Consider the following 16,838-nt stretch of genomic DNA (forward strand, 5'->3'; position numbering starts at 1 on the left):
AATAGTATGATCATAGTTTAATTTACAAAGACTTTTTCATATCAAGTTAGTCGTAAATATAAGGTATGATCTTTTTTTGTTGGAAATTGGGGAGGAGATTCGGTGAAAAAAGGAATTGCCTATTATAGTGTAGGGGATGGTTTTGACAGCTTCATGATGATCAAGTCTGCCAGCAAAGGAGTGGCAAGTAATGGCAAGCCATTTCTTACGTTAATATTGAAAGATGCCACAGGAGAGATCGAGTCCAAGCTTTGGGAAGCCACGCCAGAAGATGAGACATTATTCCAGGCAGAGGAACTAGTAAAGCTAAGTGGAGAAGTAACAAGTTTCCGCGGACGACCGCAATTGAAAATCCAGTCGATTCGCCCCGTTCAGGCAACAGATGGGGTGAAGCCGGAAGACTTTGTTGAAAAAGCACCGATCAAAAAGGAAGCTTTGATGGAGCGGATTACGGAAGCTATTTTTGAAATGAAAAACCCTAACATTCAGCGACTGGTCCGGTATTTTGTCCAAAAGTATCAGGAAGCATTATTGACTTATCCTGCTGCAACTAAAAATCACCATGCTTATGTGTCCGGATTGGCGCATCATATCGTATCGATGTTGAATCTCGCTCGCCTGTTGAAGGAGCTCTACCCGTCGCTGAATAAAGATTTGTTATACGCAGGAGTTATTCTACATGATTTAGGGAAATTGAAAGAGCTGTCCGGTGCCGCGGCTCCTAACTATACCATAGAAGGCAAACTGATTGGACATATCCCGATGATGATTCAGGAGATTGGCCAGGCTGCAGAAGAGTTGAAGATTGAGGGGGAGGAAGTGACGATCATTCAACACCTTGTGCTTTCCCATCATGGTAAGAGTGAATGGGGCAGCCCTAAACCGCCCCTTGTCCGTGAAGCGGAAGTGCTTCATTTGATTGATTTAATGGATGCCAAAATGAATATGCTGGACCGTGCCCTGGATAAAGTAGAGCCTGGAGAATTTACCGAACGGTTATTCGCGATGGAACAACGGACCTTTTATAAACCATTATTTGAAGATAATTAACCGATTGGCATATCCGTCCGCTTGTCCGCATAAATATAGAACAAAGCCGACAGGGAGGATCATGCCATGTTATTCGGAATTCCAATTTGGGTATTCTTTTGCATCCTGTTCATCTTTCTGAGTGGGTATATGGCTTACAAGGCGATGCGTGCTGAGCAAAAACTCGAGCGTCAGTTCATCGAACGCGAAGGCCAGGTCTATATCAGGCGGATGGAAGAAGAGAAGGAGCAAAGAAAACATAAGAAGTCTGTTGCTTCAGGTTGATTTGCTATTATTTCCTCCTTATGATGAAGCTGTCTGTAAAGGTGAAGCCTTTTGCAGACAGCTTTTTTCTACAACAATAGGCAGTTTTATAAATAGCTTTTAAAAAGAAAAACTCAGAGCATTAGCTCTGAGTTTAAATTATACGATTTATCCTTGTGCGTCTTCTTTAGAGCCACTGTCCCCTTGGGCAGGTTGTTCTGGCTTATCGAATAACCCTTCGAACTCTTCGTCTTTGACTTTGATATTTGCATCTTCCATCATTTTATCCATTTTAGCCTGTAGTTTTGTCTGGTCAACTTTCTTAGAAGCCAATTGACGTTTGATGGTATCTTTTTCTTCTTCAAAAGAACCTACATCTTCAGCTTTCTTTTCACCGGTTTTCTTAATGATATGGTAGCCGAATTCTGTTTTAATCGGTTCACTGATTTCGCCTTCTTCAAGCGCATAAGCTGCATCTTCGAATTTCGCGGTCATTTCTCCTGGCCCGAAAAATCCAAGGTCTCCACCATTTTCGAGAGAGGCTTTGTCAGTTGAGAATTTTTCAGCCAGCTTTTTGAAGTCTGCTCCCTCTTCCAGCTGCTGCTTTACCTTTTTAGCGGTATCTTCATTATCGACAAGAATATGACTCGCCTGGATCTGCGTTTTCATTTTATTGTAATGATCTTTCATTTCTTTTTCAGAAACTTCTACATCTTCCATTGCTGCTTTTTCTTGAAGCAGGCTGAGACGGAGCATATCCTTGAAGTCCTCTTCGCTTTTAAAGTTATTCTGCTGAAGGATCATATCGAATTGTTCTCCGTATTGCTCTTTCATGTTCTCTAATTCTTTATTTACTTCTTCTTCGGTTACTTCATAATTATCTGAAAGCACTTCTTTCATGACTAATTGCTGAAGAACTGCTTCACCATTCTGATCTTTCAACGCTTCATAAAACTCTTCTTTTGTCACTTCGCCATTTTTTGTTTCAACTACTGCTTCGCTGGTTTCTTTTGAATCAGAATTGCAAGCAGATAAGGTTAAAACTCCTGCTGCAAGTGTAGCTGCAACTGCAAACTTATTCATTTCTCATACACCCCTATTATGTATTTAAATTCTAGACGTAAGGCAAACAACCTATGACATAATATAACATATACGCATTAACAAAAACTAGTATATTTTTCAAAAGATAAGGGATAGGGGGCAAACGCCTATCCATCATTGCGCCCCGCTGCATAGGATACTGTACGTATCACATAAGGGGGTGAGGTTATGAGTCGAGGATATGGTGGCGGTTTCGCTTTGATCGTCGTGTTATTCATTTTGCTCATTATTGTAGGGGCAGCATGGCTGTAATCCCTGACAGGATTTAATGGTTTAATAAGAAAGCCAGACGCCGATTCAGGCGTCTGGCTTTTTTTATTCTGTGCTGTTTTTATAAGTGGAATCATCATATTAAGCCGCCGCGTTCAATACTTCTACATAAGAGGATATCAATAAGATCGTTATCAGAACATTGATGGTACGGAATACGCGCGGCTGCTTCTCTTTAGACATGTTAGTCTTCATACATAAGGAATGTGTCAGAGAATTGATGATGAATAGGATAATTAAGGCGTATAGAATAAACACGAATGCCACTGCTGAAATACCTCCTTTATTCCTTATTCACTTACTTTATCAAAAAATGGTCTTTTTGAACAGAATTTATGTTTAAAAAACAAGAGAAGGGCGCTGAATCAGCACCCTTCCTATACTTATCTATATTTATGAGCTTTTACGTTTGATTAAAATATCATAGCCATCTTTAGCATTTTCAATGACACAGCGGCGAGGAGCCCGGATGAATTGATTCAAATATAGGAAATCGGTAAACGATAATCCGATATTCACAGCTGAAAACAGAACAAAATAAGCGAAATATCCAGGAAATACATAACTCAACGCCAAACCTGGAAGGGTGATGAATAATGTTGGTGCCAACGCCATGAAAATAGATGTTTTTTTAGATAATTTTGATTGACACCGGTAATCGAATGTTGGAATCAATCGTCTCCTGAATTTCCATTTCACCCTTACGCGTTTATTAGCAAGAACTAAAGGCAGTATATGCATCATTCGATGAAGTGACGGCAAGAAAAAAAGAATGACCAGCAATGGAATGAATCCATGATCTTTTACATCATGCGTCAGGTGTAATAACGAAAAAGGCAGATACAAAATTAGAAATGCTAACAACCCTGTAAGAAAGGATGTGAGATAAATGCGATTATTACCGAAATCCTTAGTGATGTTTACTGTTTTCCAGCAGTTCATCTCAGAATCCCCCTTTACTACAAAAATGAATGAAACATTAGTAAGGAATGTTTCTATGATATTTGGGTTGAACCGTTATGTATTGAGTAGCACAAATGGAATAATAGTATGTTTTGAGAGAAAAAGCAATAGGTTTTCTCAAAAAAATATAAAAGAGTTTATAAACTGCCATGACAGTAGTTGTCACGACTATGTATACCACGTTTGAAACGTGAAAAACAGGTTATGGATAAAGAAATAAGGAAGTTTACATAAATATAGGAATAAGAGTTTTGGAGAGGAACGATTTGAAGAAAGAAACGGAGAGATGACGATGGGGAAATACAGCGATATCCTGAAGCGAAACAAACCCGACCGCACCAGTGCGGATGACCCTGGTGAAGCATTATTGACAGCTCGTTTAAGAGAAAGACTGAGAACGGTCGAACAGAAAACCGGTAAGGATAGCAGGCATTATATAGCAGCAAGTATGCCCGGTATCAAAGGGAATGGTAAGCACGATGATACTTCCGGTATCCAATCGCTGTTGGAGGAAGCAAAGAGAACTAAGAACGGAATATCTCTTTATTTTCCAGCAGGTGTATATAAACTTACATCGACGTTGATGATTCATGAAGGTACACGGATCGAGTGCCACCCGAAGGCCATATTCAATAAAGTGCACCATCGCGGTATGCTCAAGAATATCGAGAAAAACAGCAGTGATACTGGGTATGAGGGAAACGGCAACATTACCATCATCGGTGGCATTTGGGATAATAATGGTCACCGGTATTTAGGCGGGACAAGTTTTGTATTTGGTCATGCGAAAAATCTGATTTTCAGGGACTTGACAATCAAGGATGTTTCCCCAGGTCATGGAATGGAAATCAATTCTTCCATGAATGTGTTGATTGATGGCTGCAAGTTTATCGGCATGGCCCCCAGAAAGCGCAAGTTCTATTCAGAAGCCATCCAGCTCGATTTAATGAAAAGCAGCGGGGTGTTTCCCTGGAAGAAATCCCATTTCGATCATACACCTTGTCAGGATGTAATGATTACCAATTGTTATTTCGGTTCTAGTGACCGGTTAGGGAGCTGGGGAAGAGCGATTGGCTCGCATTCAGCAACAGCAGATCGATGGCACAAGCGGATTATCATATCGAATAACATTATCACTGGCACCCTGCAGTGGGGAATACGTGCTTACTCCTGGGAAGATGTTACGATCACTGGCAATATCTTCGATGGCTGCGGCGCAGGGCTTTCCGTCGATCCGAACTACTACGGCGATGATGAAGTGGACAGCGAAGATATATTTGGGAATCAAACGAATGACAGCAACCAGGTGAAAAGGGTGACGATCCAGGGAAACCATTTCATCAAATCTGGTGCTCATGGATCAGTGATGAGTATAACCGGGGATAAACGCCATGACATGCTCGAAGTAAGTGTCACTGGCAATACGATCGAAGGCTCTGCTTCTACGAATGCGATCTATCTTGCCCACGTTACTCAGTCGAGCCTGACTGATAATATCATTGTGAGTGCCGAAAAAGGAATCAAGTTGACGGCAACCACGATGGTGAATGTGACAGGCAATATCATCAGATCAATATCGAGCACTGGCATTGAGGCATTTACGGGAAACCGCGACTTGACGATTGCAAATAATGCTTTGTCGCATGTCGGTGGTCATGGAATCTGGATAACCGGGAATGATACCACGACAATCAGTAATAATCGCTTGACCGGTATTGGAGCTGACTATGCGTCGGAAAGCCAAGGAATTCGTGTGACATCTTCCTGCAACAGGATATCCTTAGTCGGCAACATCTTCAGTAATCGGGAGCCGGGTTTTCAGATGGCGTGCGCCATTTATACTGCGGTATGCACAACCAATGCGTTAGCAGTAGGAAACAATGCCGCCGGAATAGGTTTGGAACTTTGCGATGGTATGTCAACAAATGGTAATATAGGATAAATAGCACACAAAAGATGAATCTATCCCATTAACGGGGAGATTCATCTTTTTTTATTTTATTGAAGCTTCCTGAGCAGAAGGTTTCATATCACTGAATTTTTCATTGATCAATCGATGGAAGCGAATCACATCCCTCAGCCGGTTGTATAGTTCCTCAATTTCTTCCATTTCCCCAGGTTCCTGTAATTGGTCAGCCTTTTGTTCAAGTGTCGATTCGATCTCCTTCAAGGAATGTTCCTGCTGTTGAGCAGCATCCAGCCATTTTTGAATATAGGAAGTCATGAACTTTCGATATAAATTTTCATCCGCCTGGTAAAGGTCTTTCCTTACCCCTTTTTTCCATACACGTTCAACAAGATTCAGCTCGACCAGGCTTTTGATCCCGTTGCTCATGGCGGTTTTACTTTTTCCTAATGCCTTGCTCATTTCATCGAGCGTCATCGGCTCCCCGTGAAGATAGAGGGTGACAAACAAGCGGGCTTCTGCTGGTGACAATGCGAACATTTCCAGTGTCTTAGAGAATTCATGAATCACTTTGGTGTGGAGTTCTTCTAAAAATTGGGAGTTAGGAGCCATAAAATCCTCCTTTTTCAAATATTGACCAATTAACACGTTATAGTAAGGTGGAAAAAAATAAAAATAGCAGATGACCATGTATTTTCTTGAAAATCAAAGAAAAAGTACGTATTTTCCGGTTTAAATTTTATACAGTTTAAACTGTACGTAAATTTCATACTTTTTTATCTGAGTTTATTGTTTGTACTTTTTATTACAAGTGCGTTACAGTATGTAGGGTGAAAGATAAGGAATGGGCAATAATAATCATAGAAATTAGACAAAAAGTTTTAGTGAGGTGAATTTCGTGCCCGTAATTAAAGTTGAAAATTTATCAAAAATCTTTGGAAAGAATGCCAAGCAAGCGACTAAATTGCTTGATGAAGGATTATCCAAAGAAGAAATACTGAAAAAGACAGGGAACACGGTAGGGGTCAACCGTGCTTCGTTTGAAGTAGAAGAAGGAGAAATCTTTGTCATTATGGGTTTATCCGGAAGTGGTAAATCCACGCTGGTCCGTCTGATCAATCGTTTGATTGAACCGACTGAAGGAAGCGTCATGATCGATGAAGAAGACTTGGCTAAAATGAACAAACAGGATTTACGTAACGTACGACGTGAAAAATTGAGTATGGTTTTTCAAAAGTTTGCCCTCTTTCCTCATCGGACAATTTTGCAAAATGCCGAGTTCGGTCTGGAAGTGCAAGGGATTGATAAAGAAGAGCGGAGCAAGCTTGCCAAAGAATCATTGGATATGGTAGGGCTTGGAGAGTACATTCATCAATTCCCATCCCAATTATCTGGGGGAATGCAACAGCGTGTCGGCTTGGCTCGTGCGTTGGCAAATGACCCGGAAGTACTGCTGATGGATGAGGCCTTCTCTGCTTTGGATCCATTGATCCGTAAAGAAATGCAGGATGAACTGCTAGAGCTTCAGGATAATATGAAGAAAACGATTCTATTCATCACTCACGACCTGGATGAAGCACTTCGGATTGGCGATCGGATCGCTTTGATGAAAGACGGTAAAATTGTTCAGATTGGAACACCGGAAGAAATTCTTGTCAATCCAGCCAACGACTATGTGGAGAAGTTCGTCGAGGATGTCGACCGCTCCAAAGTCTTAGAGGCTCAGCACATCATGAAGCGTCCGGAAACCGTAGACATTGAAAAACATGGTCCACGCGCAGCATTAGAAAGAATGCGCAAAGAAGGGTTATCCAGCATATATGTCGTCGATCGAAAGCGTAAATTGTATGGCTATGTAACTGCTGATGACGTTTCTGCTGCTGCGAAACAAGACAAGAAAGATCTGCATGATATTCTTCATACGGATGTACCGAAAGCGGATATGCATACGACCATGCACGAAATCTTTAATATGATACATGACTCTCCAGTTCCAATTGCTGTCGTTGAGGACGACAAGCTGAAGGGAATCATTGTCAGGGGAGCTGTGATTGCTGCATTAGCAGGAAGCGAGGTGTCTATCAATGGAAATCATTCCTAAGCTGCCTGTTGCCGAGTGGATTGACAACGCCACAGAATGGACAACAGATACATTTGAATTTTTATTTGATTTTATTAAAGAAGATTTTGGAGACTTCATTGAATTCTTTGCGGAAGATCTGCTTATGGCCGTTCCTATTTGGTTGTTCATAGCAGTCATTGCTATCCTGGCATTCTTTGCTTCAGGAAAACGATTTGGTTTGGTAGCTTTTTCCGTTATCGGTTTGTGGTTTATCAGCAATCAGGGATTGTGGGAAGAACTGATGAACACATTCACCCTGGTCATATTTGCCAGTCTGATTTCTGTAATCATCGGGGTTCCATTTGGAATTTGGATGGCAAAAAGTAAGACCGTACAGACTATTCTCACTCCGGTACTTGATTTTATGCAGACGATGCCTGCATTTGTTTATTTGATTCCGGCGGTTGCATTTTTCAGTATCGGTATGGTTCCTGGTGTATTCGCATCTGTCATTTTTGCGACCCCGCCAACCGTCCGATTCACGAATTTAGGAATCCGGCAAGTATCAAAAGAATTGATTGAAGCATCCGACTCATTTGGTACCACCGGTATGCAGAAGCTATTTAAAGTCCAGCTGCCGATGGCCAAAACGACGATAATGGCCGGAATCAACCAGACGGTCATGCTCGCACTTTCCATGGTGGTCATTGCCTCCATGATCGGGGCAAAGGGACTTGGACAGACGGTAATTACCGGTCTGCAGCGTGCAGACGTGGGTACTGGTTTCGTCGCCGGTCTTGGAATTGTCATTCTGGCGATTATCATCGATCGCTTTACGCAGAATTTGAATACGCAAAAAGGTCAATAAGGGATAAATGTGGATCAGGGCCAGCTCAGGCTGGTCTTCTCATATAAAAAACTATTAAAAGGGGAGCGATTATTTTATGTTTAATGTAAACTGGAAACGCCTTGGTATGGTTGCAGGTTTATCTTTATCTCTAGTAGCTGCAGGTTGTGGATCCGGCGAGGAAGAAAGCGGCAGCAGCAATGAAGGAAACAACGGGGACAGTGGAGCACCTAACTATAGTGAAGAAATGGATTACACCATCACAGGTATTGAAGCTGGTGCTGGAGTAGTCAGCTCAGCGCAATCAGCTGTAGAAGAATATGACAGCCTAAATGGCTGGGAAGTTTCAACCTCTTCCAGTGGTGCAATGGCGCAAGAACTTACTAGTGCTTATGAAAATGAGGAACCGATCGTGGTGACTGGCTGGACGCCACACTGGAAGTTTGCAAAGTTTGAATTGAAATATCTTGAAGATCCGAAAGAAGTATTCGGCGGTGAAGAAGAAATCAAAACAATGGTACGTAAAGGCTTAGAAGAAGATATGCCGAACGCTCATAAGATTTTAGATCAATTTGAATGGGAAACAGGCGACATGGAAAAGGTTATGCTGGAGATTTCTGAAGAAGGTTCTTCTCCAGAGGAAGCTGCAAAGAATTGGGTAGAAAGTAATTCCGATAAAGTAGAAGCCTGGACAAAAGGTGCAGAAAAAGTCGATGGTAAAGAAATCGAATTGGTTTATGTGAACTGGGACTCTGAAATTGCATCCACTAATGTCATCGGTCATGTCCTGCAACAGCAAGGTTTTGATGTAACAATGACTGCTTTGGATAATGGCCCGATGTGGGAATCAGTTGCATCTGGTGAAGCAGATGGTATGGTTGCTGCATGGCTGCCTGGAACTCATGGTTCTCAATACGAAGATCATAAAGATGACCTTGTCGATCTTGGTGCTAACTTGACTGGTGCAAAAATCGGTCTTGTCGTTCCGAAATACATGGACGTCGATTCTATCGAAGACCTTCAACCAGCTGAATAATTAGATGTTTATAACCCCGCTCTCATTTAAAGAGCGGGGTTTTTGCATGCCTTTAAATTAAAGGTCTCAGATAAATGTTAGTGTTGTTTTTCATAAAAACCTTATTCAACATAATGGCCGTAAAGTCGAAGACTTGATTTCGGATATTGTTGGGGTTTAGGAGCTTCGGGAAACAATTCGCTTTCCGTGGGCGTGTGCTGAGTCTTCTCAGGCTTCGCCTTGCGGGGCCTCATCTATCACTCAAATCCCACTGGAGTCTCACCGTTTCCCTACGCCCCTTGCCATCATAGGAAGTTCTGGAAATCACCCTATGAATATTGAAAAAAGACGTTGGCCTCTGTATATCCTTTATAAATGCATCAGGATGAAGGGTTAAGTTGTGCACCATTCTCTTTTTGGAAGGGTCTGTTTAGTACAAAACTGGCTGGATGGAAGGGAAACGTCGAGACTCCCGCGGGAGAAGGGGCTAGGCAAGATCCTGCAGGGCTTTAGCACGTGGAAGCTTGCCAGGTCCCCCGCAGGAAAGAAATGAATGCGTAATCGCCTTGGGAGACACGACACGCATAAGCAGAACAGCAAAAGGGAAGGGCTCTTTCTTCCCGTTGATGGCAGGCTTATGTCGCGAGTGTCTAGGCGATGAAGCTGGAAAGCGAGTCGTTTTCCTGCCCATCCCATGCCTCTCATGGTAACGGACCCAACAGGGGAGCTTAAATGGCAAAGCAATTTTGATACGTGCGAAAAAAACTCCGCTTCCATCAGGAAACGGAGCTTTTTGCATTTGATTTATTCTTTCTTATCGGGATCTTCCATTGGTGGAGTTTGACGGGAAGTGTTTTGTTCTGATTTAGCTTTTTCTTCTAATTCTTTCAAACTTTCTTCAATTTGCTCGAGGTACTTTTGGATGTTCTTCTGGTGTGGTTCAACGGTTTTCTTCCAGCTTTCGATGGATGATTTCACATCTTCCGAAAGGTCTTTGATCAGTTCGGCGCCTTCTTTAGAAGTTTGCATGATTTGATCTTTCAATTGCACGCCATCATCTTTCAATTTGAAGACAGTATTTTTCAGCTGCGCGCTCTTGGCTTTCGCGTTTTCACGGAATTCTTCCCCTGATGTTTTCGTATTCATTAACGTGTAGGCTGCACCTGCTACTCCTCCAACAATGAAGCCCAAAAATAACGATTTACCGTTTGCCATGAACAAAACCCCTTTCAAAACATCTTCTTGTGATTATTTTCTCTTTATATGTAAAAATGAAACCCTTTTTAAAAGAATATCAAAAGTTTCTGGGAATATGTCTTCCAGTAGTAAAAAAACCCCCAGCCTGGCAGCCAGAGGTTGAGGAATGTTATTGATAACTAGCACTTAGTTGTGACCGTTTCATAATTCCCTGGGTTACAGGATATATGACCATCATTGCAATGGCATTGATCGCAGCTGTCGGCAGCACGATAGTAGCAAACATGACAGCGAAGCTTCCCTCCATCAAACCGATGATAAAAAGGATGATGCTGAGAAAAATAGTTCCGCTGATCATCGTACCTACTGCTGTCAATACAGGGGCATAGATATTTTGCTTCACAAATTTACGCCCGGCGATGAATAACCCGAAGAAAGCTAATGCGGTCAACGGTTTATCAATAATGTTCGCAATCTGACCTCCAGGTACTGTTGTTGTAAGTGCAGAAATGAATCCTGTCGCCAGGGATAGGATCATCACATATTTGAATTTAGGAAATAAAATGATTCCCAGAAACATCATCGCTAACAGCATATCAGGGCGCATTCCTAAAAAGAATGGCGGCATGATAGCATGTAAAACGGCACCAATACCAACAAGTAATGAAAGCATGACTAAAATACGAATATTCACTTTATTCTCTCCTCTTCTCAACTAATCTATACTACATTTACTTTTCAAACGTGTCCTCATGACCGTTTGCAAAAGTATAGGTACATTATATCAAAACATTGTCCAACAGCAAAGTATCTGTTTAGGAAGATATGTGTTGATTGATTTCTCCAGCGATTCTCTGAAGGTCCTCCGGGCTATATTCTTCTGCATGCACTTCCCAGTTTGAACGGTATCCATCTCCTTTGCCATAACGCGGAATGAGGTGGATATGTAAATGGAATACGGATTGATCGGCAGGCTTCTCATTGTTGTTCAACAAGTTCATCCCGATCGGCTGGTACGTTTCTTTAATAGCTGCAGCAACCTGAGGCACGCGAGTGAACAGTTTTCCTGCAGTTTCTGCATCGGTTTCGTAAATGTTTTTTGTATGTTTTTTTGGAATGATGAGCGTATGCCCTTTCGTCACCTGGCTGATATCAAGGAAGGCATAAACGTCGTCATCCTCATATACTTTAGCAGAAGGAATGTCACCTGCTACGATTTTGCAAAAGATACAATCTTCATTATGGCTCATCACACTCACTCCTTTAAAATAGTTGATTGTATTGTACCACAATCTTTCCTTTGTTAAGAAACATCCGACAAGGAAGAAAGACGTAAAACATATATTTTACCGAATCATGCCTGCAAAATAGAAAACAGAGCACCGAAACCGGTACTCTGCCATAAAAGGAGTGAAGCCAATAGATCGAACTTGTTGCCTACTTTCAAAAAGGGAAGCCATTCAATTGGAAAGGCTTCCGGAATTTCGGATAGGAAACCGTTTATAAGCCTTCTGTCAACACCTCATTTGCATGGGTAATCTGAATTCGGCTCATGAATGATCTTTCACTGACACCTCATTTCGTGGTTGAACCACTAGTTGAAATTGTCCTTGTGAAACGGGTATTGCCTCACTCCTTACTACGTAGTTTGTCGAAATGAAAAGAAAATATGCACAAGAATTTTTTGGCATAGGATGTGGGGAATGGTAAAATTCTATAATGAAGGATTGCAATGGAGAGAGGATGGTTTTATGAAACCTTTATTACATATCGACAACCTCCATGGAGGATATACACATAAAAATGTATTGCATGGGATTTCTTTTGATGTCTATCCAAATGAAATCGTCGGACTGATTGGCTTGAATGGTGCCGGTAAAAGTACGACAATCAAACATATCATCGGGATGATGCAGGCTAAAAAAGGACAAGTAGCGGTCAACGGACAACGGTTTGAAGAAAATCCGGAAGCTTATCGCCAGCAAATGGCTTACATTCCGGAAATGCCGATACTCTATGACGAGTTGACATTGTACGAACATCTGCATTTGACTGCGATGGCTTATGGGATAGAGGAACAACAGTTCAAACAACGGCTGAATCCGCTTTTGAAAGAATTTCGGCTGGAAAAGAAATTGAACTGGTTTCCTGTTCATTTTTCCAAGGGGATGCGGCAGAAAGTGATGATCATGTGCGCCTTTTTGATCGAGCCCTCATTGTATATTGTCGACGAACCGTTTGTAGGACTTGATCCGCTTGGTATCCAGTCCTATCTCCAGTTGATGGAGGAAATGAAACAGGCAGGTGCAGGTGTACTGATGTCTACCCACATTTTGGCGACGGCCGAACGATACTGCGATCGTTTCGTTATTTTGCATGATGGTGAAATTCGTGCCAAAGGAACGCTGGAGGAGCTTCGTGAATCGTTCCGGATGCCGGGTTCATCGTTGGATGACTTATATGTCCAATTGACAAAGGAAGAGAGCCATGATTGATGCAAAAGCGTTTTGGCTGAAAAGGTTCAATGAGCATACCAAAGAAACAGGAAGGTACTTAAGATATATTTTCAATGGCCATATCGCGGTCGCCATGATATTTTTCATTTCCGCCCTGGCTTTCTACTATCAGCAATGGCTGGCCAATTTACCGGAAAACTTTCCAACCGCTTTGATTGTGGGCATCGCATTTGGTTTGATTGCCAGCTATAGTCCGGTGCGAACTCTATTAAAGGAGCCGGACCTCGTGTTCCTGCTGCCGGCAGAACATCAGTTGGATGACTACTTCAAACGTTGCCTTTATTACAGCTATGTCATCCAGCTATATTTGGTACTGCTTGTGGGGGCGGCATTAGGTCCGCTTTATTTCGCGAGCTATCCTGAGCAGGGAACCAATTATTATTTATTGATGCTTCTAGTGGTGTTAATTTTCAAAGTTTGGAATATGCTCGCCAACTGGTGGATGTTGAAAGAGCGTAATGCTACCACCAGGCTTTGGGATCTGTTGATCCGTATCGTGCTCAATATCGTCGTCTTTTACTTTTTCGCGGCTGGCGAATTGCTGTTCGCAGGTATAGTCACCGTCTTGCTGTTCGGCGTCACCATGTACAATTATACACTAGCTAAGAAAAAGCCTGGCCTTGTATGGGATGTCCTCGTGGAAAAAGACCAGGCGCGGATGCGGGCGTTCTACCGGATCGCCAATATGTTTACGGATGTCCCACATTTAAAAAATACGATCAAAAAACGCCACTGGCTTGTCGGGTTGCTAGTGAAGCCCGTACCTTACAAACAATCCGAATCGTTTGATTATCTATACCGGATTACGTTTGCTCGCAGCAGCGATTATGTGGGGATGTATTTCAGGCTGGTTGTCATCGGCGGGCTGGCGATTTATTACGTCCCGAACATCTGGGTGAAGGTAGCATTCGCGATTCTGTTCCTCTACTTGAGTGCTTTCCAGATGATGACACTGTGGAACCATCACCGGACGATTGCCTGGATGGATTTATATCCATTGAAACAGGAATGGAGGCAGCAGGCCGTCCTGAAATGGCTGCTTATGCTGATGCTGTTTCAGACTTTTTTATTCGGACTGCTGTTTATTATCCAGTGGAATCTGCTCGGCCTCGTCCTCGTCTGGGGCGGCGGTGCGGTTTTCAGCTGGCTGTTTACCCAAAGCTATATCAAACCAAGATTGACATAAGCGAAGGGGCTTGAAATCAAGCCTCTTTTTTCTTTTGGCTCTGTTAAAGGTTATTGTTGAATAATTTAATTTTAAGGCCGTAAAGTTGAAGACACTCGATTCCGAGGCTTTCATGTGTATAAGAGGGCTTCAGGAAACGGTTCGCTTTCCGTGGGCGTGTGCTGAGTCTCCTCAGGCTTCGTCTTGCGGGGCCTCATCTATCACTCAGCTTCCACAGGACTTTGCATTTTCACCTTGAGTTAACCCACGCACGAAGGAAATGCGTAGCATTTTCGAGGAGTCTCACCGTTTCCCTACGCCCCTTGAATTGAAAATTTAGGTGGAATCGATTGAATTCCATTCTGTTTATGAAGATGAAAATAAAGATCAACTACCATAACAGTGCCGTCTTCCCCGTGGAAAGCGAGTTATTTCCAAGAACCCATTTCTCTACTATCTTGAAACTGAGTCTTAAGCAATTGGGAGCTTAGCTGTAAAATTAACACTGAGATTAACAGAGCTTTTTTATTAAGGGGGGAGGGAGTGAATTTCTTCGCCACCAATAGTAATATAGAGCCAACCAGTTTAGGAGTGATTAGTATGTTGACAGCTTACGAGGAGACTGTACTTAAAGAAGCGAAAAGATGGGAGAAGTCGTTAAGCAAACGATCACCATTATTGCAGCGTTCATCTAAGCAGTTTCAGAAGAAAATCAACAAAAAAATACCAGAGCGTGTTCACCATGTCGTAACGGAAAGTATCCGAAAAATGATTGAGCTTGCATTAACAAGCTCCGATTATATCGATCCAGTAGAAATATCATCGGAAGCCTCTTTCAGGGAGAGGGAAGAAATGGTACACAAACGATTGAAAAAGTATAAGCGGACCGCTGCCATTGAAGGCGCAGGTACAGGAGCGGGAGGATTATGGCTGGGGATGGCTGATTTTCCCCTTTTGCTCAGCCTTAAAATGAAATTTTTGTTTGACGTCGGTCAGATCTACGGTTATGAGGTAAGGGATTATCGGGAGCGGATGTATATCCTGCAAGTCTTCATGCTCGCTTTTTCCAGCGATGCCAATCAAAAAGAGGTAGCGATGATCCTAGCTAATTGGGAAGAGGAGAAAGAAAAATGGCGGGAAGTCGATTGGAAAACATTGCAGTTAGAATATCGTGATACCATCGATTTTGCTAAAATGCTACAGCTGCTGCCGGGCATCGGTGCTATTGTCGGGGCAGTAGCCAATACGCGCTTGCTGGAGCAATTAGGGGAGACGGCCATGAACTGCTACCGTCTCCGATTGCTTCGAAATTAATAAGCATGCTTTTCCTGATAGGAACGATACGCCTGTAGCAGTGTTTTTGCCGCAAGCGGGAGCGCTCTTTCATCAATGTCGAATTTCGGATGATGATGGGGATAAGCATGTCCCTCGATTTTTGCGCCTGTAAAGTAAAAGGCACCTGGTTTTTCCTCCAGATAATAAGCGAAATCTTCTCCGGCCATGCTTGGTGCTGTTTCTCTGGCAGTTAAGGTTTCATCTGCCTCGTGAGCATGCTTCAGGATCAGGTCTGCCTCATCCGCATGGTTGATCACCGGAGGGTAGCCTTTGTAATAATCGAATTGATAGTCTGCATCATAAGGGAGGCAGGAGGCTTTGATGATCTTTTCCATCTCTTCGATAATCGTATCCTGGATATCCGCATCAAAGGTACGCACGGTTCCCGTGAGTTTGGCAGTGTCTGCGATGACGTTGAACGCTGTACCTGATTCAAATTGTGCGACGGTGACAACGGCTGTCTCTAGCGGGTCAAGGCGCCGACTGACAATTTGCTGCAACGAGGTGACAAGCTGGGAGCCAATGACCAATGCATCTTTTGTTAAGTGGGGCTGGGCTCCGTGCCCGCCTTTCCCTTTGATGAGAATTTCAAATCGGTCTGCTCCAGCCATAAAGGGACCTTTGGCGGTTTCGATGGTCCCTAAGGGAGTTGTAGCCCATAGATGGGTACCGAAAACTGCGTCCACATCTTCTAATGCACCGGTTTCGATAATCGGTTTCGCTCCACCAGGGGCATATTCTTCCGCATGCTGATGCAAAAATACAATTGTGCCTGGTAAATCGTGTTGATAGTCCACCAGTACCTTGGCGAGGGACAGTAGGGTTGCTGTATGACCATCATGGCCGCACGCATGCATGGCGCCGTCATTTTTTGATTTATACGGTACATCATTTTCTTCCTGGATCGGCAATGCATCGAAGTCGGCTCTGAGGGCGACCGTCTTTCCTGGCTTATCACCTTCAAGCCTGGCGATGATCCCGTTTCCACCTACGTGTGCTTGATAGGGGATACCGAGCTGTTCATATGTATCTGCAATGTACTTGGCTGTCTTTTCTTCTTTGAATGATACTTCAGGATATTGGTGTAAATATCGCCTGATCTCTACCATTTCTTCATATGCCTGATCAATTGCCGTGAAGATTTCTTGCCACATCGATTAGCTCC

18 protein-coding genes are annotated in these 16,838 nt (G+C 42.9%); 10 read left to right on the forward strand and 8 right to left on the reverse strand.

Annotation, left to right across the window (positions count from 1 at the left end):
• Positions 1-102 precede the first annotated feature (102 nt).
• Entirely contained in the window at positions 103-1,050 is a 948-nt protein-coding gene (yhaM, locus tag BLV00_RS16535; RefSeq protein ID WP_093046077.1) for a 3'-5' exoribonuclease YhaM, read from the forward strand.
• A gap of 66 nt (positions 1,051-1,116) precedes the next feature.
• On the forward strand, positions 1,117-1,314 hold the full coding sequence (locus tag BLV00_RS16540) for a sporulation YhaL family protein (RefSeq protein ID WP_028781954.1): 198 nt from the start codon (positions 1,117-1,119) through the stop codon (positions 1,312-1,314).
• Positions 1,315-1,461: 147 nt separating this feature from the next.
• Here BLV00_RS16540 and BLV00_RS16545 read toward each other — a convergent pair whose 3' ends face one another.
• Entirely contained in the window at positions 1,462-2,376 is a 915-nt protein-coding gene (locus BLV00_RS16545) for a peptidylprolyl isomerase (protein ID WP_093046078.1), read from the reverse strand.
• A gap of 189 nt (positions 2,377-2,565) precedes the next feature.
• On the opposite strand from BLV00_RS16545, the gene BLV00_RS16550 reads away from it, so the two are divergent.
• On the forward strand, positions 2,566-2,649 hold the full coding sequence (locus BLV00_RS16550; RefSeq protein WP_037985558.1) for a YjcZ family sporulation protein: 84 nt from the start codon (positions 2,566-2,568) through the stop codon (positions 2,647-2,649).
• Positions 2,650-2,748: 99 nt separating this feature from the next.
• On the opposite strand, the gene BLV00_RS16555 is transcribed toward BLV00_RS16550, so the two are convergent.
• The gene (locus BLV00_RS16555) at positions 2,749-2,934 is read right to left on the reverse strand and encodes a hypothetical protein (RefSeq protein WP_028781956.1); all 186 of its coding nucleotides are present in this window, start codon (positions 2,932-2,934) and stop codon (positions 2,749-2,751) included.
• A 126-nt stretch (positions 2,935-3,060) separates the two neighbouring features.
• Positions 3,061-3,609, reverse strand: coding sequence for a DUF3267 domain-containing protein (locus tag BLV00_RS16560; RefSeq protein WP_093046079.1), 549 nt, complete (start codon positions 3,607-3,609; stop codon positions 3,061-3,063).
• Positions 3,610-3,922: 313 nt separating this feature from the next.
• On the opposite strand from BLV00_RS16560, the gene BLV00_RS16565 reads away from it, so the two are divergent.
• Complete coding sequence (locus BLV00_RS16565) at positions 3,923-5,572, forward strand: right-handed parallel beta-helix repeat-containing protein (RefSeq protein WP_176791661.1); 1,650 nt, start codon at positions 3,923-3,925, stop codon at positions 5,570-5,572.
• Positions 5,573-5,623: 51 nt separating this feature from the next.
• Here the strand turns inward: BLV00_RS16565 and BLV00_RS16570 are convergent, their stop codons facing one another.
• Positions 5,624-6,148, reverse strand: coding sequence for a GbsR/MarR family transcriptional regulator (locus BLV00_RS16570; RefSeq protein WP_093046081.1), 525 nt, complete (start codon positions 6,146-6,148; stop codon positions 5,624-5,626).
• Positions 6,149-6,434: 286 nt separating this feature from the next.
• On the opposite strand from BLV00_RS16570, the gene BLV00_RS16575 reads away from it, so the two are divergent.
• The 3 genes from BLV00_RS16575 to BLV00_RS16585 all read left to right on the forward strand — a co-directional run bounded on the left by BLV00_RS16575 (position 6,435) and on the right by BLV00_RS16585 (position 9,481).
• Positions 6,435-7,637 carry a quaternary amine ABC transporter ATP-binding protein gene (locus tag BLV00_RS16575; RefSeq protein WP_093046082.1) on the forward strand — a complete coding sequence of 401 codons (1,203 nt, stop codon included), beginning with the start codon at positions 6,435-6,437 and terminating at the stop codon, positions 7,635-7,637.
• Positions 7,621-8,466 (forward strand): ABC transporter permease, encoded by an 846-nt coding sequence (locus tag BLV00_RS16580; protein ID WP_093046083.1) that lies wholly within the window; start codon positions 7,621-7,623, stop codon positions 8,464-8,466. Before BLV00_RS16575 ends, BLV00_RS16580 begins: the two co-directional genes overlap by 17 nt.
• A gap of 76 nt (positions 8,467-8,542) precedes the next feature.
• Positions 8,543-9,481 (forward strand): glycine betaine ABC transporter substrate-binding protein, encoded by a 939-nt coding sequence (locus tag BLV00_RS16585; protein WP_093046084.1) that lies wholly within the window; start codon positions 8,543-8,545, stop codon positions 9,479-9,481.
• Positions 9,482-10,264: 783 nt separating this feature from the next.
• Here BLV00_RS16585 and BLV00_RS16595 read toward each other — a convergent pair.
• From BLV00_RS16595 to BLV00_RS16605, 3 genes are all read right to left on the reverse strand, one after another.
• A complete protein-coding gene (locus BLV00_RS16595) occupies positions 10,265-10,675 on the reverse strand; it encodes a YtxH domain-containing protein (RefSeq protein WP_093046086.1) in 411 nt (136 codons plus the stop codon).
• Between the two features lie 151 nt (positions 10,676-10,826).
• Positions 10,827-11,351 carry a tryptophan transporter gene (locus BLV00_RS16600; protein WP_093046087.1) on the reverse strand — a complete coding sequence of 175 codons (525 nt, stop codon included), beginning with the start codon at positions 11,349-11,351 and terminating at the stop codon, positions 10,827-10,829.
• Positions 11,352-11,472: 121 nt separating this feature from the next.
• The gene (locus BLV00_RS16605; protein ID WP_093046088.1) at positions 11,473-11,907 is read right to left on the reverse strand and encodes an HIT family protein; all 435 of its coding nucleotides are present in this window, start codon (positions 11,905-11,907) and stop codon (positions 11,473-11,475) included.
• A gap of 501 nt (positions 11,908-12,408) precedes the next feature.
• Between BLV00_RS16605 and BLV00_RS16610 the strand changes: the two genes are divergently transcribed.
• From BLV00_RS16610 to BLV00_RS16620, 3 genes are all read left to right on the forward strand, one after another.
• Positions 12,409-13,152 (forward strand): ABC transporter ATP-binding protein, encoded by a 744-nt coding sequence (locus tag BLV00_RS16610; RefSeq protein WP_093046128.1) that lies wholly within the window; start codon positions 12,409-12,411, stop codon positions 13,150-13,152.
• Positions 13,145-14,359: an ABC transporter permease gene (locus BLV00_RS16615; RefSeq protein ID WP_093046089.1), complete on the forward strand. Its 1,215-nt coding sequence runs from the start codon at positions 13,145-13,147 to the stop codon at positions 14,357-14,359. The genes BLV00_RS16610 and BLV00_RS16615 overlap by 8 nt, the downstream gene beginning before the upstream one ends.
• Before the next feature lie 579 nt (positions 14,360-14,938).
• On the forward strand, positions 14,939-15,652 hold the full coding sequence (locus BLV00_RS16620; RefSeq protein ID WP_342722962.1) for an EcsC family protein: 714 nt from the start codon (positions 14,939-14,941) through the stop codon (positions 15,650-15,652).
• On the opposite strand, the gene BLV00_RS16625 is transcribed toward BLV00_RS16620, so the two are convergent.
• Complete coding sequence (locus BLV00_RS16625; RefSeq protein ID WP_093046090.1) at positions 15,649-16,827, reverse strand: M20 family metallopeptidase; 1,179 nt, start codon at positions 16,825-16,827, stop codon at positions 15,649-15,651. The genes BLV00_RS16620 and BLV00_RS16625 overlap by 4 nt on opposite strands.
• Positions 16,828-16,838 lie beyond the last annotated feature (11 nt).

This window comes from Thalassobacillus cyri, from assembly GCF_900107755.1.
GTDB lineage: Bacteria > Bacillota > Bacilli > Bacillales > Halobacillaceae > Thalassobacillus > Thalassobacillus cyri.